The organism is Streptococcus sp. 3.1 (assembly GCF_016648915.1).
Taxonomy (GTDB): domain Bacteria; phylum Bacillota; class Bacilli; order Lactobacillales; family Streptococcaceae; genus Streptococcus; species Streptococcus salivarius_E.
In genome coordinates, this window is record NZ_JACLQV010000007.1 from 1 (window position 1) to 23,339 (window position 23,339).

The following is a 23,339-nucleotide window of genomic DNA, read 5'->3' on the forward strand; positions in this document are numbered from 1 at the left end:
ACATAAAAAAAGAGAAGACCTATCAGGTCCTCTCTAGATGTTAGCTTTTCGTCACCCACTACAGTTGACAAAGAGCCCTCTTTAAACAGTTTGTTCTAGGCAAAAAATATGGCTCTAATACGTTTCCAACGTCTGCGGTCAACAAAGAGATAAACGATTAGGGCAATTAAAGCTATAAGCCCAGATACTATAGCGTTGACTACTAGGGCAATCCAGAACTTACTTGCAAAGAAGACAATACCTCCTAGCAAGGCAGCGATGAAAATTGTAAGAATAAAGATACCCATATAGAGCCACTGTCCGCCACCCCGATTGAAGAGCTGAGTGACTTCCTGCCAATTCACTTCCAATAATTTAAGGTCACGTTCAAAGAAATAGCCACCTACAAGATAGGTTGTTACGAGAAAACCAAGAGCGAAACTTGCCACCAAAATAGGATGGAGATGTGCAAGGAATATTAAACCAAGTCCTCCTAGTAAGAGGGATACACCGACTTGCAAGCCATAGAAAATCCAAAACTTTTGACGAAGATAGTCACCCGTATTGATTGGCAGGCTACGGATAAAGTCAAAGTTTGTTCCCTCTAAGGAAGTTGCCACCCCAAGAAAACTTGTTGGTTGCGCTGAAAAGAAACCAAAGGCAATTCCGACTAAAAGCATGAGCCCGAAATAGTCTGGACCTAAATCTTTCAAAAAGAAGGCACCTCCGCCCAGCATGATCATATATAATACTGGTACCACATAGGTATTGATAATGAGGGTTGAGTTTCCCAAAGTAGATAAATGATGGCGAACCAAGACCTGTCTTTGACTTCGAGTAACAACTTTTACCTGAGTCTTTCTAGCCTTTTTGTTATAAATGGCTTCGTGGAAATAACGAGGCATTCTGACTTTATAAAACCAAAGACCCAAGATAAGCACTGAGATAAGAGGAAGATAAAAATTTAGTAGAGCCTCCGGAGATAGAGGAGCAGCTACCACATCATAGTAACCTCTTAGATAAGGCAACAAAGGAAAATCGATATGTCCAGCACCCTTAACATAACCATTAAGAAAACCAACCATCATGATAGGGAACATAATCAATAGGGTTGACAGGGTCATCAAAATAGTCGAATAGAGCTTTTGACGAGAACTGCGAACAATCAGCGTTCCAACACTATTAGACAGAATCACTGAAAAAACGAGATTGATAAAGAGAGAAACGATAAAGGATAGAAACCCCACGACTATCCCCAGCGGGCCAATAAATTGCCAGTAAGCTAGAATGAGAAGACTAAGGATAGGTACCATGAAGGTCATCCCAACCATAGAACCTGACAAGGTCTTGGCCAAAAAGACTTCTGATGGCTTTAAGGGAAGAGGCAGATAAGCCTTGCTATCCTTACTATCGTAAAAGGTACTATAGAGAGCCGTAAAAGTCTGGAGAAGCCCCATGACTGAAAATGTCAAAAGATATAGGGTTAAGACTCCAGGATTGGCCTTATAATCGACACCTACAAAAAGATAGCTATATACAACCGTAAAAACAATTAAAATCAAGAGTTGTTGTCTAAGCATGGCATTAACGATGGAGAAATTAGCCTTTTTCTTTTTCTCCTGACGTTTCTGTAGGTTAGTTACTGCTTGAGGATTTGCATAGAGGAGATTAATTTTAAAAAGCTCCCAAACATGGTTCCAGTTCATGACTACACCTCCTCGATCTTACGTCCAGCCATTTCCAGATAAATAGTTTCCAAATCCTTGTCAGGGTACTGAGACTTAAGTTCCGCTAGAGACCCTTGGAAGATGAGTTTTCCTTTCTTCAAAATAGCAATACGATCACAGAGCTGCTCAGCTACACTTAGAACGTGGGTTGAAAAGAGCACACTATTACCCTCCTTAGCGTGGTTACGCATGGCTTCTTTCAAATCATAAGATGCCTGTGGATCCAGACCAGTCAAAGGCTCATCCAAAACCCAAATCTGCGGATTTACCAGAAGAGCACCGATAACGACAACCTTCTGACGCATACCGTGAGAGAAGGAAGAAATGAGGTTATAGCGACTTTCCGTCAAGTCAAAGGTAGCCATAAGATTAGTCAAACGTTCCTCAACCTGACTAGCTTCCAAATCATAGATACGTGTCAAAAAGTACCAATAGTCATTAGCAGTTAAATTTAAGAATAAGTCTGGTGAATCTGGCACATAAGCGATTTTTTTCTTGATAGCATCACGATGTTGGCTGAGGGCCATATCATCGACGTAAACTTCACCGTAGCTAGCTTCAATGATAGACGTCAAAATGGAAATAGTCGTGGTCTTACCAGCCCCATTGTGACCAATCAGACCAAAAATCTCACCATCTCGAATCTCGAGGTTAAGATCTGAGAGAGCATCCTTATCTTCATAACGTTTCGTTACGTGTTCAAAACGAATCATCTTTTATCCTTTCTTGAGAATCTATTTAACAATAGTCTCATTTTACACTTTATATTAGATTATAAATTAGAGTTGTTACCTTGTTTTTTATGAACAATACTCTAAGAACACTGGCAATAGATTTAGATAAGGCTATTTCCTTACCTTCTCATTTATTGTATCATTTCAAAGATACAATTTCAAGAAAACGTTTGTAAAAACGAGACAATTTTGCATTCGATCTTTGATAATGCTAAACTTATAGTATTTAGAATAAATAGGAGGAAAATCACTGATGCCAACTGGAATTATCATCAACTCGCTATCTATTATCTTAGGAGGAATCGCTGGAGGGCTCTTCGGGGACTATCTCAGAGACGATTTCAAGGAAAATCTTAACCTTATCTTTGGTCTAGCCTCTATGGTAATGGGGATTAGCGCTATTATGAATATGGTTAATATGCCTGCGGTTATCTTTGCAGTAGTTATCGGTACCATCCTTGGGCTGGCCCTAAAATTTGGAAACCTCATCAACAAGGGAGCTGGGCTTATGGAAAAAGGCTTGTCCAAGATTACACCAAGCAAGCAAACAGGGTTAGCTCACGATGAATTTTATGCGCAGCTCTTGACAGTTATCGTCCTTTTTTGTGCGAGTGGTACAGGAATTTACGGGAGTCTTGAGTCTGGGATGACAGGCGATGCTTCTATCTTAATTTCTAAATCTATCCTAGATTTCTTTACGGCTATGATTTTCTCTTGTAGTCTAGGCTACATCGTCTCCATGATTGCCATTCCACAATTTATCGTTTTCTTCCTCCTCTTTGTGAGTGCTGGTTTCATTCTCCCTCTAACAACAAAAGCCATGATTGGAGACTTTAAGGCTTGCGGGGGCTTTCTCATGATTGCGACCGGTTTTCGTATTATGAAACTGCGTCAATTCCCAACAGCAGATATGATTCCAGCCATGATTCTGGTTATGCCTATTTCCTGGGCCTGGGTCAATTGGGTGGTTCCTTTGATTAGTTGATATTAGGATTAAAATAAACTAAAACCGTTAGTCTCATGCTGACGGTTTTTATCTCTATTTATTGCTATTATGGATCCTAACTATTAAAAACTAGTAATGTTTGTGGCAGTTAATTCTAATTTTTCTAACCTTGTTTAGACTAAGATGAGTTTGTTATAATAGCCCTTGTAGGCCTAAGCAACCTACAAGATACTTTTTTTCATAACTATTTCCATCCTCTAATATTTTAACGAACTTACAATACTGATGGAAATCTATCGAAAAGACTGGTGTGTGCACACCGGTCTTTTTTGGTGGGATTAAGACACAAAAAACCACTCTTTCACCATGAAAGAATGGTTAGGCTATAGCTTATACTTCTACGACTTCCAAGTCTTTTCCACCTAGGAGAATAAGGTATTTATCAATCTTATCTATTTGATAGGCTTGGCTGAGTGCTTTAGCATAGAGGCTCATTTGACCTTTGTAACGTTCCTTAAGTTCACTAGGATGAGTGAAGCGGTCCGTCTTATAGTCAAAGAGGACAATACGGTCTTCAAGAAGAAGGTAGCCATCGATGATACCACGGACGACAAAATCTTCTTTACTAGCGGGATCTTCTGCCAACATAGCAAATGGTGCTTCACGACGCAACTTACCACGGTTAGCTAGAATGAGCTTCCCAAGTTCGGTGTCAAAGAAGCCTAGTAACTTTTCTAACTGCACACGCGCCTTAACTTGATCATCTGCCGATACCCGACTCAACGCCTGTGTCAAATCTTGGAGGGTCACCTTGTCAGAAAGAATCAAGCGTTGCATGAGTTCATGGGTGGCTGACCCAACTGCAGCTCCAGTGACCTTAGTTTTTTGCCCAAAGTCTGGAAGCTCAAAGGTAGTGGTAGTCTCAAGAGGTTGCACTTCCTCTTTCTTATCCATAATATCCACCCCTTCGGTATCCATAACAGGTTCGTGGAAGGCTTTGAGCTGGCTCGGCGTACGCACAGATGGAAGGTCAATCGCTGGTGCATAAAGCTGGTTGAGTTTTTCAACACTTTCTAAGACAGTTAGAGCACGCTTAATGTCTTCCGTCTGGCGATTGTTAGATAAATCATCAGCATCTACTGCTGCTTTAACTTCAACCTGACCAATAGCCTCTGGCGTCAACTCCTCAGCCTCAACAAAGCGAACAGTAAACTTGAGATCCTTTCTCATAAAGGCGGTATCCAAAGCCATAACCCAATCCTGATAAGTAGCGATTTGGTCACGGAGAGCTACTGATAGGCGATTATTTTCGACATCCGTGCCAAATTGCTGGGTTAACTTTTCCTTACTACCCTTACCAACCAGGTAGAGTTTTTTCTCTGCACGTGTCATTGCAACATAGAGCAGACGCATCTCTTCTGAGATACTTGCTCTGCGCTCTTCCCTACGATTTTCCTGGAAGGTTAAGGTCTCTAGAACAACATTTAACTTGGGCAAATTGGTGTTTATCTGGTCTTTAAGGTCAGCTAGGTACTTAATGCCAAGTCCTTTTTCACGGTTGATAATATACTTACCACTTAGTCCATCCCTACTGTGACCAATGAACTTGCGATTCATCTGCAAGACAAAAACATACTTGAATTCTAGCCCCTTGGACTTGTGAATCGTCATAAGGCTAACGGCATTTTTAGGAACCAAGTCTGTCACTTCCTCTAGGTCGTTACCGCTAGAAATGATCTTATCAATCATACCAATAAAACGAGAAAGTCCCTTAAAACCAGTCTTTTCATAGGCATTGGCTCGCAAGGCAAGGGCGTAGAGATTGGCCTGGCGTTGCTCAGCTCGTGGAAGACTGCCAACATAATCATAATAGAAACGATCGTCATAAATCTTCCAAATGAGATCGTAGAGCGAGTGCCACTTACTGTAATCACGCCAATCTGCCAGAGTCTCAGTGAAAAGGGTCAACTTGGCATCAAGTCCTTGCGTGACAACTTCCGGATGGAGGCCTGATTGCGTATGGGCTGCAAGAAGCTTGTCATAGAATTGCCCCTCATCAGCCTGGACAGCAATACGAGCCAAATCATCCTCGTTGAAATTAAACATCGGTGAACGAAGGAGGGCAACGAGGGCATAGTCATTAAGAGGATTATTGATGGCACGAAGGGTATCCAACATAATCATAACTTCTAGTGACTCTAGGTAGCTTGACTTGTACTCGTCAGGAACCAAGGGAATTCCGTGCTCCTCAAAGCTTGCCATCAAGTCCAGATAGGTGTTGCGGGTTGGTGCTAGGAGGGTAATGTCCTCAAAACGTACACCCTGCTTATGCAGACTGATAATTTCTTTGATAACCAAGGAAATCTCACCACTACTGATAGGTTGATCAGAACCTTCCTCGTCAGGAGTCATACTAGCTTCATCACTATTGTAAATCAGAACCTCTGTCACATTTTCAGGATGGGGTTCTTTTTGCTTCTCGCTACCCGCTACCAACATGTGTGTCTTGTCATAGAGGATGTCCCCGATTTCCTGGTCCATGAGGTGGCTAAAAACACCATTGGTCGCATCAAGAACTTCAGATTGGCTACGGAAGTTCTCTTTAAGGAGAATCAGCTTACCTGCATCTGGATTTTCAAGGAAAAGCTGGAACTTGCCATTAAAAATCTGAGGATCCGCCTGACGGAAACGATAGATGGATTGCTTGATATCTCCCACCATGAATCGGTTGTGACCGTTAGAGAGGAGCTCCAATATGCGTTCTTGAGTATGGCTATTGTCTTGATACTCGTCTACCATTACTTCATGGTAACGGTCACGGTAGCTGGCTGCCACCTCTGGATTTTCCTCCAAAATACGGATGGCAAAGTGGGCAATATCTGAGAATTCAAAGGCATTTTCCTGAATCTTGGCCTGTAAATACTGGTCTGAAAAATCAAGCACAAAGGCCTGAAGCAGCTCTAACAGAGGTAGGATGTCATCATTATGCTTGGTCAAAACCTCGAGGACCGTTAGTTGGGTATCAATCTCACGCAACTGGGCCACAAACTCATTTTTGGTCTTGTTGTAAGCTTCCTTGTAGGCCTTGAGTTCCTCGTCTTTAGGACGGGTCATATTTGTCAAGCCAGTCCCTCCTGACAGAGTCAAGAGTTGTTTGAGCAAGTCCTCCATATCGGTTTGGTCATTGGCCAAGGCTCCCTCCAGAAGGCTAATGGCATCTGACACATTATTCAGATACTTGGCCTTGGCAAATTCACGCTGAGCTAGACCTAAATGGTCTCTTAAGAAGGCTAAGAAATCAGCCAACAAGCCATCTTTGAGACCCTCTAAAAGCTCAACTTTAGCCTTGTCTGGCTTGGCACCCGTCTGCCCTTTTAAGAGATTCTGACGTAGCCATTTTTCAGGACCTGCAGTAGCCTGAGAAAAGTTATAGACATCGTAAACTAGATCACGGAAGGCCTTACTAGTCTTACCATTTCCAGCGAAGTTGCGGACCAATTTTTGGAAAAGTTGGGCATCCTTCCCTTGCATGTAATCATTGAAAAGATCGGTATAAACCTCATTTTTCATGAGTGTCTGCTCAGCAGGATCTGTCATAATGCGGAAAATAGGTGACACCCCCAGGAGATAGCCATACTGATTGACCAATTTCTGGGTGAAGGCATCCATGGTTCCAATATCAGCCGTCCCAATTTTGGCAATCTGGTCTGAAAGAAAGGCACGCTCTTCATCCGTCTCAACTTCTCCCAACTGCTCTGTCAGACGCTTTTCCAGACGCTCTTTCAACTCACCTGCAGCCTTTACCGTAAAGGTTGAGATAAAGAGTTGGTCAATACCAACGCCACGTCCAATCATATCAAGGATACGCTCAACCATGACAAAGGTTTTTCCTGATCCGGCCGAAGCTGACACAAGAATATTGCTACCATTACTGTAAATGGCTTCAATCTGCTCAGGTGTTAACTTGCGTTCCTTGTCAGAAGCTGCTTCTTGGGCAATGCGTTCCTTAATCTCTGTTGGACTTAAAAAAGCTTTAGTCAACATGGTTGTCCTCCTGGTCTTTTTTGTCTGCTTTTACAGCTTGATCAGTGACTGGAAAGGGGATGATATTTTCAGCAACTTGCATCTGATTATTGTCCTCGTCTTTTGTCATCAGCTCCAAATAGGCTTCCTTCTTGCCCTTACTTGGTAAACGCAAGAGTTTACGAGCCTGTCCCATGTGGCGGTCGGCCTCAAAATGAGTAATAGACTTGATTTGATCCCCTTGAACAGACTTGCCATCCTCGGTATAAGGATTGACCGCAAAATTCCCACTTCGAATAATCTCAGCAGCATCTGTAAAGAGTTTTATATTGTAGTCTAACAAGGTTTCTAGGTACTCCTTATCATAGGTGACAGTCTTTTGTAAATCATAGTTTCCACCAGCCAGATGCTCTGTTTCTGAAGCCACAAAGAGCCCCTTATAGGTCAATTCCTTATGAGCCTGAGCTGCTAGCTTATCCAGACCAAACTGAGCCAAGTTAAGCTGTGGGTCCTGCATGTGAAGATACATGGCACCAAAAAGCTGGTCAGCATCGACCTTATAGGTTTGTCGAAGGGCCTCCAGATAGGTCACCAATTGCGGACTGAGGCCATTGTAGAATTTCTGAATGTCAAAGACATTTTTACCTGATTTGTAGTCAACGACACCCAGAGCCCCATCCGTTAAACGGTCCACTCGGTCAATAATCCCTGTAATCTTGATGCTATTTGCTAAAAGCAAGTCAAACTTGGCTTCCTCACGCTCAACCTTAACCGCCGCATTGTCACGCAAAACACTGGCAGTTGAACGGGCGATATCTTCCAAGATCTGACGAGACAAGCGACTCTCTTGGTCCTCGGTATAGAGAATTTCAAAGGGTTGTTCCTGATTGGTCTGAGCAATAGCCTTTTCCAATTTATCATCGAAGTTTTCTGACGAAGAATCACCCATCACACGCTCAAAGACACGGTGTAAATAAGTCCCGTGGTGTCGAGCATCTGGATGGATGGATTCCAACTCTTCAAGTCCCAAAACATAACGCAAGAAATAAAGATATTGGTTGTTATAGAAGGTCGTCAGAGCCGAAGCTGATAATTTTAGTGGTTCTTCCCCCGGAAAGACCAGCTGCATGACCTGATCATCCACCTTGGTCGTCGTCACATCGTCAATCACATTTGGAATCAAGACTTGGTCCTTATCAAGTCGCTTACGGAGATAACGCACAGCAACTGACCAAAACGTCTGCGTTTCCTTGTCCAAATCAGCATCTAGATGGCTACTGTTAAGGGCAATGACAGTCGATAGGAGGTCCTTGTAGTTCCCAATCTGGTCACCCTTAGCCTCGAAACGATTACGTCCCTTTTCAACCAAAGGAAGACCAAGGTCAAGAAGTTCCTTCAAATAAACCGACATGTCATCCTGCGTCTCATTGAGAATTTGTGGCTGACTAAGCACCAATTGTTCACTAGCCGCATTGAAAAGCGACATAGCCACAAAATGCCCCCGCTGACTATTACTCTGCGTAACAATATCCAAACTCCTATGCTCATCCGTCGCCTCATTGATACGATTACGCTCCTCATCAGACAGGAGACTCTTATTTTGCCCAACCTTTGGAAAATGCGACTGAGTCATGCCTAAGGCAAAAACATAAGGAGCTGAATGTGGTTGAATCAAATCGTATTTCTTCACATTGACCACATCAACAGTGGCTGGGACCGTACGGTAATCACAAGCCAACATTCCCGAACGCAAAATTGACAAAAAGTCATCCACTGACAGTGTTTCTTCCCCAAAAATAGTCTCAACCTGCTCCAAGAGTTGGGTGAAAGACTTCCAGACCTGTTCATTCTGTTCTTTTTCAGCTTCACTGGCCTTGACAGTCAAAGCAGCCATCTGATTTGGCACTTGTACAGTCCCTAAAAAGACCGCAAGTTTCTTAAGCAGACTAGAACCCTTTTGTTTGCGACTGTTAAGTAACTTGTCCAAAGGCTCTACCAGTTGTGAGCGCAAGGCATTAAGCTGGTCTAAATCATACTTATCACGACTATTGGCCGTAAAATCAGACAAGAACTTGTGACGCCCCTTGATATCTGCAAAATTGACATAATACTCAAAAAGGTCTAAGTCCTCTTGAGTAAAACCGCCATAGAGACCTGATTTTACGAGATTAAGCAAATCCTCGGCACGATAATTATAGCGCTTGATACGCTCTAGCGAATCCACAAACTGCACCAAAGGATGGCTAGACATGGTTTCTTCCTTACCGAAATAATAGGGAATATCAAATTTTCGGAAAATCTGACCCACCTGAAGCTTATAACTCTCCTCATCACCAAGCAGGACCAAGATATCCTTGTAGCGCTTGCCATCCGCCAGCAACTGACGAATACTCTTGGCAACCTGAGCCACTTCTTCCTTTTGGTTGACCACTTCCCAGACCTGCAAGGCTTGCTTGTCTTGATCAGTAACCTTCTCATCCACCGTACTAAAATCATGACGGCTTTCTAAAAGACGACTAATACGTGCAAAAGAAGGATTGCCCTCTTTGTCTGTCGTCACGTAGTCAGGTGTCACCTTATAAGTCTGAGCCAAAGTCTTCAGAAAATCCACTGAAGCCTGATAAACATTGCCATAAACAAAGTTAGCCTTATAAGCTTTTTGACTGGCATAGGTCCCAATGACAATCTGGTGGCACTTATCATTCAAGAGTGCAACCAGTGCTTCCTCCTCAGCTGAGAAACGCGTAAAACCATCAATGACCAAAACCGTGTTACTCAAGGCCTTATCGAGGTGGCCTGAGGTAATCTCCTTGAAGAAGGCACTGAGTTTGGATTGATTGTCGAAATCTCCCGCCAACAAGAGATCCTGAGCCGCACTGAAAATCCTTACCAAATCCTCTTGTTTCTCCGCCTGATCCAAATGCTGCAAATCCAGAACTGTCATATTAGCCTGCTGTAACTCTTTGTAAAGGTCCACCAATTGATTAATAAAGTTACTATCCTTGCGTAAACGACCATAAACCTTGAGCTCATCATCGCCCATATGTGACAAGACCTTATAAAAAATCATGGCCAGACCAGTATCATCCAGCTGAGTTTTCGGGTTACTCGTATTGAGAATAAAGTACCTAGCCATCTGAGTAAAACGCGTCACCGTAATCTCAAAGGACGCTGACTGAGGCAGGTAGTCCAAGACCTTACGCTCCTTTTCAAATGATAGGGCATTAGGAGCAATATAAAAGACCCTCTTTCCCTTTTGAGCATAGCTAGTTGCCTGCTCCGTCAGAATTTCAGTTAAATCCTGAGACATATCCGTATAAAGTAATTTCATAAGACGTCCCTTTCTTGTCTCTACACCAGTCGTTAGGCTAAGCAAGAATTGCCATTCACTTAGCGCTAACAACCACTAATCCTTGCTATTATAACACAGAATGAAGCAACAATCAGACTCCTCCCTTATCCCTTTCTAGCCCTCTGTCCTATGGGCCGGACATAAGCTTAAGCTCAACAGCAAAGAGCACTACTTTATGGATCTGTAACGAAAAAAAAGCCAAATCCTTTGATTTAGCTCCATATATTTATTTAAAAATCAATTCCTGTTTGAAGAGGTAATCACCACTGCTTGTAATCAGATTGGCATCACTATACTTCCTAAGAATATCCTTGGCTGAGTGAAGGTTAAGACCAGAGGTCTTCTTCTGATTTTCTTCCTGCATAATGGCATCAAGATCAACTTTTTCTTCTTGCGTCCTATTTTCCATGACGAAATGGTAGCTCCCATCCTTATCATGGCGATGGAAACTAAAATTGATTTGACTGGCAGGTACCTGCTCACTCTCATCAATCGCATTACTAAAGAAAATGGACACCAGCAAGGTCAAGTCAACCACGTTCATGGTAAAGCCTGAAATTTCCTCAGGAATATCACAAGTCACTGGAATATTACTACGTTTAGCCTCCATCATACGAGCCGAAAGAAGACTACGTAAGGGCAGGGATTGAATATTTTCTAGCTTAGGATTATCAATGACACGGAAACGTTCAAACTCCTTGGCGCTCTCCCTAAGAACATTCTGATACACCTGTTCAGCAAGAGCCTCTTCCTGGTCACGCACCTCCTCTGAAAATTGTTCCACAACCGTCTGATAAGACTGTCTGTATTGTAACAATTCATTGTAGAGAAGATCAATCTTTTGGTTGGCCTTGGTCAAACTATTCAAATGCCGTTTTTCCTCCATGGCCAAACTTTCTTCCAAATACTGCCTAGATAGTTGATTAAGATGAGCAATTAGGAAAATAAAGGCTACTGCAGATAAGAGAACCCATAACATACGAAATCTCAATTCCAAATCTGGAGAATAACCAGGTAACCAGTCATCTAAATTCACACTGAGAAAGATTCCCAATAAATAAATGGCCATTGCTAGAGCAACTCTTCTAGAAATCTGGAGATTATGAAAAGAGTCATCACTATAGACCTTCCAACGCTTCAAATCCAAGCCCAAGAAACGGTCAAAAACAAAATAAAGTGGCAAAATCAAACCGTAAGATAAGAGATAGAAAAGAGCATTCGACCCTACCTCAGCGACAGGGAGATTCAAGAGAAGGGGAATAAAGAAGAGTCCCAATAAACGATAAAGCAAATCTGATGTCACCACTGGAAACAAGGTATGAAAAGCATACTGCGTTACCGTCCAAGTCTTTCCTTTAGCCAGAATAGCCAAAACCATCAGAATAAAGACATCAGCAATCATGTTCATACTCTTAATATTATACTGAAGGACCACATCTAGCAGGGCTAAGGTCAGAAACACCGTCCAGGAGATACGAATGTCTGTCATTCGTTTGAAAATAGCACAGTTTATCGTCAGCGTTATAATAATCTGAATGGCTAGAAAGGCATCTGTATTATAGAGATTTAAAAAATTTATTCCCAAAAACGACTCAAACATCGAATCTCCTTTCTATATATTTTTTTACAAGTTGTTTAGTATTCAAATTGCTGTCTATAGATGAACTTATCATTCTTAAAGCTAAATTTAGACTGAGGGTAACGCTCCATAATATCTTCGAGCTGTTCATTGATTGACAGATGATTCTCGTACGCCTTGTGAGGTGCCTCAGCGCTGTCTTGCGAAAGGGTTGTCTCTACAGAGAGGACCTGAACCTCACCACTTTGGTAATAAGACAGACGAACTAAGCTATTTTCTTGCCCATGAGCTCTCAATAAGGCATTGTCCAAGAAGGTCGTTAGGACAGCTGATAAATCCACTATATCAATATGGGATGGGGATATAGGGTCTGGAACCTCCATGATAAAATCAATTCCAACAGCATGAAACTCCATATACTTACTCTCAATGACGGAACGTAGCAATTGAGAAAGCAGGTTGGAAATATCTGGCATAACCTTGCTGAAGGGAACTTCTTCCTCACATAGGTTTTGACTGTCTCCCTCTTGACTAGTAGCCAGAACAGTCTTAGCCTTCTTAGGTACAACTACCTTAGGCACTCCATCACGGTATAACTCCTGATAAAGATGGAGGATATGCCTACTAGATTCCTGTAAGCTCTGAAAATGACGTTCCTGCTCCTCTTTCAACTCCAGAAAAAGTTCATCCTTTATCCACTGATTGGCATAGGAAACAACGATAAAGAAGGCGCCTGTTGCCAATAGAACGACCAACTTAGCATAATTGTTAACCACTTCCACAGGCCAGATACTAGCAAAGTAAGGCATGAATTCATTTAAAAGCCCATATGAAAGAAAGGCAAAGCTAACCCCAATAACAATAGGGGTGAAGTGTATGCGCAAGCGCTCCTTTTCCTCGACCTGCAAATATTCATAACCAATAAAACGGTGAACCAAGAGGTAAATAGGATAGGTAACTACCACACAGATAAACTCCGTTAAAGATTCTGAAATACGGCTAGTCAAGTCGGCTCCCAAAAGTAAAGGAAAGACGATTAATGACAAGCCCCGTATAATGATATTAGTTGTTCCCCAGGCATAAAAGCTATTAAATACCGGCTCTATCCATGGCAAGTCTGGACGTTTGTAATAACTAAAACAAAATAATATGAGAGGATTAAGTAAAAATTTGAATCCCATAGGAAGAAGGGGAGTCAAAACAACTGACAAAAGACCACCTAATAAAAGTAGCCTCCAAGAAATCTTGACCCTACCAGCTGCATGAAACATCAGATAATTGACAAAGAAAATCAAGAGTGTGTCTATAGATACTAGCCAATGAAAATCTTTAAAAACAGCAAATAGCGATTCAATAATAAAAGTCATTCTTTTCCCCCTCTCCCTTTAATCTGATTTAAGAAACTTCCTCAAAAATCCCCTAGGAAGCCCTTTTTACAACACTACTCATTATATAGCTTTTTGTAAGTTTTCACAATAATTAAATTTCTAATAAAGTTTATAATACCTCTAAGAATCCATTTATTTATATAAGATGGACTTACTATTAAATTAAAGTTACAAATGTAACATAAAAAGTTGAGATAATTTTATCTCAACTTTTAGGTTATAACATTACTTTTTTTAAGACTTTCACCCTTGTCAGGTCTAATCAGCCTTGTAGTAGAATTGTTTGGCGTCAGATTGTGCACTTCCTGATTGGGTCACCAGGATACGGTCTTTGGTGTTATCTGAAGCATCGGGATAATTTCCTGACACATTCGGTAATGTCGTACCTTTAGGGATGAAATAGATTATTGCGCCATACATTCCTGTTCTTAGGCTCGCTCTTAGGTAGCCATTTTCAAGACTGGAATTAGCATTTTGAACCTCATAATCTGTTGGTGCAGTTACTTGATCCTTAGAAAATGTCAAACTACTACCATTCCCATTCTTCCAAGTCCCTTCAAGGCTTTGGAAGTTATTATCCTTGATAGCATTAACATCCATGCCTGTTTGATCGGTCTTGGTTTCCGTTTTTGATTCTGTTTTGGCCTCTGATGAGCTTGACGATGACTCTGATGTTTGTGAAGAACTTGAAGATTCTGAGCTTTCAGACGTACCAGCACTAGAGTAATGCTTGAGCAGCTCTTGGTAAGCCTCTTGCATGTCATCTGGTGCTACCTTATAGGTCTGAACAGCCTTCTTATCGTAATTGCCCTTCCAGTAGTTAGTTACATAATAAACAGTACCATTAGAGCCTAGAACGATTTGGTAAGAATCCTTATCTTGGTCAACCAAATCCTTATAGAGCTTGTTATAGCCATTATAATTGCCACCAGTTTTATCATCAGCTGAGAAGTCCTTAAAGAGGGCTTTCTGTTCAGCGGCATCGTCTTCATACATAGCATGTTTCTTATCCTTCAAGGTATAAAGACGGAAGGATGATGTTGGGCTATAGTCTGCGGTCTTACCACTATTGTCATTAATCCCTAAAGCAAAGGAATCAACCGTGTTTTTATAGTCCTTGAAGTCATAGTTTGAGACTTCCTTACCATTGATGATACCACTCGGAACACCAGTAATATGTTCATAGCCATCCGCATTGATGAGATTAGCAAGGATGGTAATCGTTTGGCTGCTATCTTTTTCCTTAGGTGCCTTAAATGAAAGGAAGGTTGGACTACCATCATTGACCTTAGTGATACTGTCAAAGCTACTTTGAACTAAAACAGCATCCTTGGCATAATCAGACTGATAGAGCCATTTCCCAAAGGCTTCTGTGATGGACTTAATGTCTTCAGTCGAATAGTCTGCAATATAAGTGGTTTCCTTATCACCATTGACATCGGTCTTAGTCTTGATATCTGCATTTGGCTTATTTGGATCGTTAGAAGACGACTCTGAGCTTGCGTCGCTACCAGAGGATGAACTACTTGATTCCAAAATATCCTTAATAATGCTTTTAACTTGGCTACTTGAAGAACTAGACGAGGCCTCGCTAGACTCAACAACTTCAGACCCCCCCTCAACCTGAGTATAGGTGTTTGATTCAGTCATTTCAACCTTTGCATCTCCTCCAGGCACCATACTTGGTGTGATACGGATAGTACCGTCTGAGTTGCCGTTAGTTCCAGCCAACTTAAAGCTCAAAGAACGGTCTTCGCCGGCTTGGGCATCAGCCTGATAGGTATCCCCAGTCTCCGTATTTTTAACTTCGTATTTGTCTCCCTTGATTTTTCGGACTTCAAAACGCACCTTGTTCCCGGTATTCTTATCGACAACGGTTGTGGCATAAACTCTTGAAGACGATGTGAAAGCCGTGCTCTGAGTATATTTTCCAAGTACCATGAAGACCAAAAAGACAATCAAGGCCAAACCGATAAACTTTTTATGTTTAAACTGTTTCATGAGGTCCTCCTAGATAAATAGATAGCCTACAACATAGCCAAAGAGAGCAATACAAATCAAGAGCAAAATTTCCAAAACTAAAAACCAGCTAAACTTGAGATCGCCCAAACCAACCTTAGACAAAACTTGTCTGAATTTAGAATTTTTCTGTCTGCTCAAACCACTAGAAAGAGCAAAACCAGTCTTAGCAGCTTCAGCAACTTCCTTATCGCTCGGCTTGCGGCCATGCTGAACTTGGAAGTCAATCAGCCATTCATCATATTGTTGCATTTATTTCTCCTTCTTCTGAAGTGTGACGAAAAAGAGTAGGGCATAAACGAGGCAATGAAGCACCAAGGCCCACCATTGTCCCCAGAATTCGCCTGTAGACCCTTGAAAAGCCTCCAACTGGCTCTTAGGGACAGGAACATGGTACTTAGCCAAACTAGATGGCAAGTCTGACAAGTCACTAGAAATCCCAAAAAGCTTGTGGCCATAACCTAGATAGACAAATTTTTGTACCCAATCAATGGCTTTTGGCAAAGATAGGATAGTTCCCGACAATGAAAATTGCATGATACCCACAACGACTGCTAGGATAACAGAGGTAATCTCAGATTTGCCAACCAAGGCTGAGATAAAGAGGGCAATAAAATGCGACGCCAAGAAAACCAGAAGCACTGTAATCCCAACTTCCCAACGGTAGGAACCAAAAATATGACCAGCGTCTGGAAACTCCTTGTCAAAGAACTTACTAAAGACAGAGTAAGATAGGATAAAGACAATGGTTTCCAAAACGGCAAAGAAGGCGTGAATCCCCATACTAGCCAAGGCAAAGGCCGAACGACTCAAACCTGAGAAAAAGTCACGGTTGAGGACCGAGCGTTCCTTAGAAATATAAATACTGTTTTGAACCACAATCAAGAGACTGGTTGAAAAAAGTAAGAGAAAGAGGGTCATTCGAGTTGTTTCGAAATCTTTCAAAAATCCCTTGTCCTGAATATAGAGGATTAAGCCTTCGAAAGCGACAATGCCCAGAAGAACCTTAATAAAATCCATGTAGTGATGTTTAAATTTATACCAACTTAATCGTAATGCTGCGTTCATAAGTCTCCCTAAATCTTGTAAATACGTGTTGAAGCATTGAGCTCTTGGTAGACATCTGCGATATTCATATCCATATATTTACGAATCATATAAGGATCGCTAGTCTTGTATTCCAAAAGCAACTCTTCATAGGTCCCTGCAAATGTCGGACGTCCCTTAGACAAGAAGATAATCTTGTCAAAAATAGCCAAATTTTCTGTGTTGTGGGTAATAACCACAATAGACTTGTTAGCTGATTTAGCCAAGATTTTCAAGGTACGTAAGAGATTACGGTCACTAAGAGCATCCAAGCCTGAAGACGGCTCATCAAGGATAAAGTAGGGACTAGGGCTAAGAAGTTCGATACCAATGGAGACACGGCGTTTTTGCCCACCAGAAAGCTCTGAAATCTTCTTGTTTGCAAATTCCGTCAACCCTAAATCATCCATAATCCCTGCAATGCGATGCTTTTTAGTCAGCTTACCACTTCCTTTCAGATGATGGTCCGCATAAAAATCAAAGGTCTCAGATACCTTGAGGTACTCACGTAGAAGGTTTTGTTGGGGCACATAGGACCAAGAGCGTGAACCAGCAGTCACAGGTTTGCCATTTTCTAAAATACGAAATTGTTGGCAGGTTGGTTTAAGCTGGCCAAGGAGAATCTCAGTTAAGGTTGTTTTCCCTGAACCAGAGGCACCCAAGATACCGACAACTTGGCCAGTCTCCATAGTAACATCCAAATCTGTAAAGAGCTGGTTATCATTTCCCTTATATTTGAAACAGATATGTTCAAATGTTAATTGATTGGTTTCCATTAATATCTCCTAAGACATAAGTAACATCAAAGCCACAATTAGAATGGCTCCGATAATAAGAACGATGACATTGATATTGAAAAAGAGAATCAAGCTTAGTAGAATCACAAAGGCGAAGGCCGCAAAGAGGTAATTTTTAAGAGATGACTCTTTAGTCTGAGTCACCGCAACAGGTTCAAAAGGGATTTCCTTTTTACCTGTTACATTGCTAGTATCAGTGGTCGTCCCCTTTTCAGCTTCCAATGCCTTTCTCTGAGCCTGTCTGAGTTTTCGGTCGTATTGTAACTTCTCATGGTCTGAGAAAAAGATTGAGCGAATCGTGTAGAGCTCACTGCGCAAACGCTCTCCCTCTTTATCCAAGGTACCATTTATCCAGAGTTCCTCCAGCTCTTCACGTAAAAAGGAAAGTGCCACGAAACAATCTTGAGCCGACATCTCTGGAGAGATACGGTTACTGACCTCTCTTAAATAAGATACTTCCTGTCCTGTCTCTGTATCAATTGCTTTGTAGTAGTCTATCATGAGATGAATTTAGCAAAAATAGCTTGAAGTTCTGACAAGTCTTCCTTAACCACTTCTTGGGTTTGGTTGACTTGTGCGTTGACTGAAAAGCGTGCCACAACAGTATTGCTTCGAGGATCAGACACTGTTACGGTAACAATTTGTTCTGAATCGAAGGCATAGGTGACTTGTGCCAAAAGCTCGCCTTTCTGACGAGGTTGTGGCACTTGTCCTTCCACTTGTCCCAAAATCTTTACAGCAAAAGGATTTTCGTAATTTCCTTCTGTGATACGAAGTTTAAACTTACTCTGTCCATCCACGACCGCAAAGAGATCCTTGGTCACTGCCAAAGGCAAGACCGAGTTACGTGGAACCACGACACTATTATAGTAGTCACCCACAAAGCTGTAGTTCTTGTTTGGATTTTTCTTGAAGAGCAGACCTATTCCCTGAGAGGTCACATCCTTGACAACTACTCTGTCTGTCTCAGTTGTCTTACCATCCTGGTGCTCAGAGAAGCTAACCTCGTTATTGACGATAAGGTCGGCCAAAATGGATGCCCCCTGTGCCACGATAGTGTCTGGATTAAGGTCAAACTTAGGTTCCAAACCACTCATCAGGCGAATCATTTGACGAATCATTGGCATACGTGTTGAACCACCCACAAGCAGGATATGGTCAATCTCTTCCCATTTCAAGCCAGACGCTTGAAGGGTAGATTGTACCTTGATTTCAGTATCTTTGAGGAGGTCCAAGGTAATTTCATTGAAAATTGCTTGAGTAATCAAGACACCGTAACCTTGACCATTGACATAATGCTCATAGAGGGCTTGGTCATTCACAGATAGACTAGTCTTAATCTGCTCAGCCTTATATTGAAGTTGAATTTTTTCCTTCTCGGAAAGGTTAGTCATATTGACCCCTTGTTTTTCCAACTCCTGCATGATGTAGCCCACAAGACGCTTATCAAAGTCAATCCCACCAAGGCGTGAATTCCCGTCAGTCGCTAAAATATCATAGGCATGATTAGCCACGCGCATGATGGTAACATCAAAAGTTCCTCCACCAAGGTCAAAGACCAAGACATTTCCTTGGGCACTTTTAGTGTGGGCATAGGCAATGGCCGCAGCTGTAGGCTCATTGATAATACGCAAGACGTTAAATCCTGCGATACGACCAGCATTCTTCGTTGCCGCACGTTGATCTGACGTAAAGTAGGCAGGCACGGTGATGACAGCATCCTTGATACCGTCTGCTTGTCCCATTTCCTGACCAACGACATAGGCGCGTTTACGGAATTCGTTCAAAACCAAGGCCGAAAGAATAATAGAATTGACACGTGTGTGGTCTGGTGTATCACTAGCAATCGGACGCCCGATGTCACGTTTGAAGTCAAATTTAAAGTTTTCTGTACTTCCGATTTCTGTCCCACGCTCAATGGCTTCTTTACCAAAAGATACATGGTTTTGGCCACTAATATTTGAGAAGTAAACCGCTGAACGTAAGACCTGATCGTCATTCGTCCCCATCGGAATAATCTCTGGCACATCTTCACGAACAACAGCCATAACGGAATTCGTTGTTCCTAAATCAATACCAATCGCTTTTTTTCTCATAACAATTTCCCTTCTAGCCTCATTCCTCATTTTGAGTTTTCTTGACTATAGCTCCAAGCAGGCATCCGCTTAGATTGTCTCCATTCATCGCTGTCACATAAAACTCCAAAAGAGTAAAGTTATTCCAGTCTAGTTTTTTTCACTATACTATATTATCACAAATAAAGAGACTATAAAAGGCTCTATAATTTCTGTAGTGGGTAAAACCACTGTAGAGATTATAGAGCTTTTTAAGTGTACACAAAAAGTCCCATAAGAACTATAATGAAAAGCGACCAAACCATCATTAGGAAGAACTTATGAGACTTATTAAGAATACCACAGAATTAATCGGAATTAAAGACCAAAATATCAAGATTTCACTTGTTTTTGAAACTGACACTCATATAGAGATTCAAGCAAAACTTGATTACCCTGCACCATCATGTCCTCACTGCCAAGGAAAGATGATCAAATATGACTTTCAAAAGCCTTCTAAAATCCCTCTTCTCGAGCAAACGGGAACTCCAACACTACTACGTCTGAAGAAACGTCGCTTTCAGTGTAAAAGTTGTAGACGAGTCACGGTAGCTGAGACATCAATCGTTGAGAAAAACTGCCAAATCTCCAATCTAGTCCGACAAAAGGTTGCACAACTCCTAACTGAGAAGGTCTCACTAACTGATATTGCCAGAAGACTTCGTGTGTCGACGTCCACTGTCTATCGTAAGCTTGACCAGTTCACTTTCAAAGAACATTATGACAAACTTCCAGCTGTTATGTCCTGGGATGAGTTTGGGTTCAAGAAAGGGGAATTGGCTTTTGTGGCGCAGAATTATGAGACCAACGAACTCATAACCATCCTTGATAATCGTCGCCAAACCTCTATACGAAACTACTTTTTAAAGTATCCATTAAAAGCTCGCCAACAGGTGCAGTTTATCACGATGGATATGTCTGGAGCTTATATTCCACTTGCCAAAAGACTTTTTCCAAACGCTAAAATCGTTCTTGATCGTTTCCACATTATCCAGCACCTTGGTAGAGCCTTTTTAAAGACTAGAATTGCAATCATGAACCAGTTCGATAAGAAGTCTCTACCCTATCGAGCCTTGAAAAATCACTGGCGTCTCTTTCAAAAAGACAGCCGTAAACTATCTCTCAACTCTTTTTATTCAAAGACATTCCGGCAAACCTTAAGTCCACATGAAGTCGTTGAGAAGACACTAGACTTTTCAGAAGAGCTTACCGACTACTATACACTTTATCAGCTCTTACTTTTTCATTTTCAGGAGAAGAGAGTAGATGAGTTCTTTGACCTGATAGAGGAAAATAGGAGCAAGGTCAATCATTATTTTCAAACTGTCTTTAGGACTTTTCTTAGACACAAGCAATACATCAAAAACGCACTAGAAACAGACTATTCAAACGCAAAACTTGAAGCGACTAACAAGTTGATCAAAGACATCAAACGCTTAGGGTTCGGTTTTAGAAACTTCATCAACTTTAAGAAACGTGTCTTCATCACACTGAGCATACATAAAAAGAGGACCTATCCGGTCCTCTCTAGATGTTAGCTTTTCGTCACCCACTACAGTTGACAAAGAGCCCTATAAAATAGGAAAAAAGGGAGTAGGACCGAACAACTTTTTAAAAATTGTTCCTTGCCCCACTCCCCTTGAGTATCAATCAATCTGATAGACTGGATGAACTTATAAATACAGGAGTATTATCTACTTAAAGTATCATGCTTTATAGCAACTAAGATACTCCTACTTTCTAAAAAAAAGCTGAGAAATTCATCTCAGCTTTCTTTGTTATAGTCAAAGCGAATGACTTGCTCCGTTGCATCTACATGGGCGTGGACTCCGAAGGGGACAATTGCTCTTGGTGTGGCATGGCCAACGTTTAGATTATAGACAATCGGGATATTGCTATCAATGGTGTCCGTTAAAGCCTCCTTATAGTCGTCATAGAAGGTTTCATCCATAGGTTTTCCGACTAAGAGTCCACTGATGACTTCAAATATCCCAGTTTCTTTTATAGCCTGCAACATTTTTTTGAAATCATCAGGTTCAGGCTTTTCTTCACTTGTTTCTAGCAATAGAATCTTTCCTTCCCAGTCGGATAAGTCAGGGAAAAGTTTGTATTTTTGGCAGAGGTCTGTGCTATCTGCGTGTAGAGAGTTGTCAAAGATATCGTAGAGGGATTCGAGGCAACCGCCGAGAATTTCCCCCTCGAACTGGGCAGTTCCTTGTAACAAGTCAAAACCTGTATTTGCATGGCTGACACGAGGTGTTCCCAAAGCTTTGGGACTGAAGTCAGTTCTTTCCTCATACCAAACGTCACTAGGTCGAATTTCTGAGATTCTTCCCGTCTCAATCAATTCTTTGAAGTAGTGGAGGCTATATGGCAACATCTCTTTGTCTAACTCACAAAGATCTGCTAGAAATGATTGGCCGTAAAAAGTCTTGATACCTAGTTTATGTAACATGAGGTGGTTCATAGTTGTATCTGAGAAACCGAGAAAAATCTTTGGTTTGATAACCTTTTGTAGTTGGTCATTTTCAAAGAGGTAGGGTAGCAAGCGATAGGTATCGTCTCCACCAATGGCGCATAGGATCATGTCGATGCTATCATCAGAAAAGGCATGAATCAAATCCTCTGCACGAGCTTCAGGATGTTCTTTGATAAAATCTAAGCCTTTTAGTGAATGGGGCAAAAAGACAGGTTTGAGTCCCAGGTCCTTGAGACGTTGAATACCCAAGTCCACTTCGTGCTTGACAAAGTCTTCACCGATAATCCCACTAGATAAACTTATAATACCAATAGTAGAAACCATGTCTTGTCCCTCCTGAAAATAGATTGAGCCTATCTTATCACAGGAGATGAGATAAAACAATAGGTATTATATTAATCAGAGGTTCCCTCCACTAACTTAATCAATCGAACTCTCACCAACATAAATAATTTCTAAATTACCCAAGGAAACATCACCTTTGATGTAGAAGTCCTTGTTAGTTAAGTTGCTAGGATTTTCCTCATGCTGTACAGCTGAAAGAGAGTTATCCACATTCACATGTACCCGCCAATCACTGGGCACATAGAGGCTAAGACTTCCAAGAGAAACGTCCACATCAAACTGGGCAGATGGCCCCTCAATACGGCAATTATCAAAATAAACGGAAGCCTGGCCTAAACTAACATCCGCACTCCCATGCGTAAATTGCTGGTCATTGAGATATTTGGTCACTGTTGAAAAAGTGACATCAATATCATTTCCACCATTATTAGCGTCTGAGCCAGTAGAACCCAGTCCAAAACGATTCTTTGTTTTACTAGAAGAATTGAAGAGAATGTTCAAGCCAATAACTGCAAGAATGGAAGAAAAGATAAGGACCGAATTAGATACTGGAAGAAAATGGAACTGTCCATTAAGTGAAAATAGAGCCACAATGCCATAGGCGAAACCAAGACCAAAATGTCGCTTCAAAAGACTAGAAAGGGACAAAATTGCCAATAAGACTACCCAGGCCAACATCCAAATACTAATTTCCCATTTTATAAAATAGTCTTGTACAATTACCAAAGCTGCCAAAAGGATCAAGAGGATCCCAATTAATTTCTTTTTCAT

Annotated in this window: 15 protein-coding genes and 1 pseudogene; 2 read left to right on the forward strand and 14 right to left on the reverse strand. The window is 41.5% G+C overall.

The genetic code is table 11. The features are described 5' to 3' along the window. Nucleotides 1-95: 95 nt before the first annotated feature. Nucleotides 96-1,685 carry a DUF4231 domain-containing protein gene (locus H7U02_RS05350; protein ID WP_073688448.1) on the reverse strand — a complete coding sequence of 530 codons (1,590 nt, stop codon included), beginning with the start codon at nucleotides 1,683-1,685 and terminating at the stop codon, nucleotides 96-98. A 2-nt stretch (nucleotides 1,686-1,687) separates the two neighbouring features. Beyond that, entirely contained in the window at nucleotides 1,688-2,419 is a 732-nt protein-coding gene (locus tag H7U02_RS05355) for an ABC transporter ATP-binding protein (protein ID WP_002891761.1), read from the reverse strand. Nucleotides 2,420-2,693: 274 nt separating this feature from the next. Here H7U02_RS05355 and H7U02_RS05360 point away from each other — a divergent pair, with 274 nt between their 5' ends. Then, nucleotides 2,694-3,425 (forward strand): DUF554 domain-containing protein, encoded by a 732-nt coding sequence (locus H7U02_RS05360; RefSeq protein ID WP_037599106.1) that lies wholly within the window; start codon nucleotides 2,694-2,696, stop codon nucleotides 3,423-3,425. 351 nt (nucleotides 3,426-3,776) lie between these two features. On the opposite strand, the gene addA is transcribed toward H7U02_RS05360, so the two are convergent. From addA to H7U02_RS05410, 10 genes are all read right to left on the reverse strand, one after another. Next, the gene (gene addA / locus H7U02_RS05365) at nucleotides 3,777-7,430 is read right to left on the reverse strand and encodes a helicase-exonuclease AddAB subunit AddA (protein ID WP_201042913.1); all 3,654 of its coding nucleotides are present in this window, start codon (nucleotides 7,428-7,430) and stop codon (nucleotides 3,777-3,779) included. Further along, the gene (gene rexB / locus H7U02_RS05370; protein ID WP_201042926.1) at nucleotides 7,420-10,740 is read right to left on the reverse strand and encodes an ATP-dependent nuclease subunit B; all 3,321 of its coding nucleotides are present in this window, start codon (nucleotides 10,738-10,740) and stop codon (nucleotides 7,420-7,422) included. Before rexB ends, addA begins: the two co-directional genes overlap by 11 nt. Before the next feature lie 247 nt (nucleotides 10,741-10,987). Next, entirely contained in the window at nucleotides 10,988-12,361 is a 1,374-nt protein-coding gene (locus H7U02_RS05375; RefSeq protein WP_070839219.1) for a GHKL domain-containing protein, read from the reverse strand. A gap of 35 nt (nucleotides 12,362-12,396) precedes the next feature. Further along, nucleotides 12,397-13,707 carry a hypothetical protein gene (locus H7U02_RS05380; protein WP_110981190.1) on the reverse strand — a complete coding sequence of 437 codons (1,311 nt, stop codon included), beginning with the start codon at nucleotides 13,705-13,707 and terminating at the stop codon, nucleotides 12,397-12,399. A gap of 279 nt (nucleotides 13,708-13,986) precedes the next feature. Beyond that, complete coding sequence (locus H7U02_RS05385; RefSeq protein ID WP_110981189.1) at nucleotides 13,987-15,729, reverse strand: DUF6287 domain-containing protein; 1,743 nt, start codon at nucleotides 15,727-15,729, stop codon at nucleotides 13,987-13,989. A 9-nt stretch (nucleotides 15,730-15,738) separates the two neighbouring features. Further along, a complete protein-coding gene (locus H7U02_RS05390; RefSeq protein ID WP_002884593.1) occupies nucleotides 15,739-15,999 on the reverse strand; it encodes a hypothetical protein in 261 nt (86 codons plus the stop codon). Next, complete coding sequence (locus H7U02_RS05395) at nucleotides 16,000-16,815, reverse strand: ABC transporter permease (RefSeq protein WP_110981188.1); 816 nt, start codon at nucleotides 16,813-16,815, stop codon at nucleotides 16,000-16,002. It lies immediately after the preceding gene. Between the two features lie 8 nt (nucleotides 16,816-16,823). After that, a complete protein-coding gene (locus H7U02_RS05400; protein WP_002891779.1) occupies nucleotides 16,824-17,609 on the reverse strand; it encodes an ATP-binding cassette domain-containing protein in 786 nt (261 codons plus the stop codon). Nucleotides 17,610-17,618: 9 nt separating this feature from the next. After that, entirely contained in the window at nucleotides 17,619-18,131 is a 513-nt protein-coding gene (locus tag H7U02_RS05405) for a hypothetical protein (RefSeq protein WP_110981187.1), read from the reverse strand. After that, entirely contained in the window at nucleotides 18,128-19,726 is a 1,599-nt protein-coding gene (locus tag H7U02_RS05410) for an Hsp70 family protein (protein WP_107372358.1), read from the reverse strand. Before H7U02_RS05410 ends, H7U02_RS05405 begins: the two co-directional genes overlap by 4 nt. A 299-nt stretch (nucleotides 19,727-20,025) precedes the next feature. Between H7U02_RS05410 and H7U02_RS05415 the strand changes: the two are divergent. Continuing rightward, nucleotides 20,026-21,275, forward strand: a pseudogene (locus tag H7U02_RS05415) (ISL3 family transposase). A 234-nt stretch (nucleotides 21,276-21,509) separates the two neighbouring features. Here H7U02_RS05415 and H7U02_RS05420 read toward each other — a convergent pair. Together H7U02_RS05420 and H7U02_RS05425 are read right to left on the reverse strand one after the other, a co-directional pair. Continuing rightward, nucleotides 21,510-22,547: a S66 peptidase family protein gene (locus tag H7U02_RS05420; protein WP_110981086.1), complete on the reverse strand. Its 1,038-nt coding sequence runs from the start codon at nucleotides 22,545-22,547 to the stop codon at nucleotides 21,510-21,512. A 96-nt stretch (nucleotides 22,548-22,643) separates the two neighbouring features. Then, nucleotides 22,644-23,339 (reverse strand): hypothetical protein, encoded by a 696-nt coding sequence (locus tag H7U02_RS05425; protein ID WP_110981087.1) that lies wholly within the window; start codon nucleotides 23,337-23,339, stop codon nucleotides 22,644-22,646.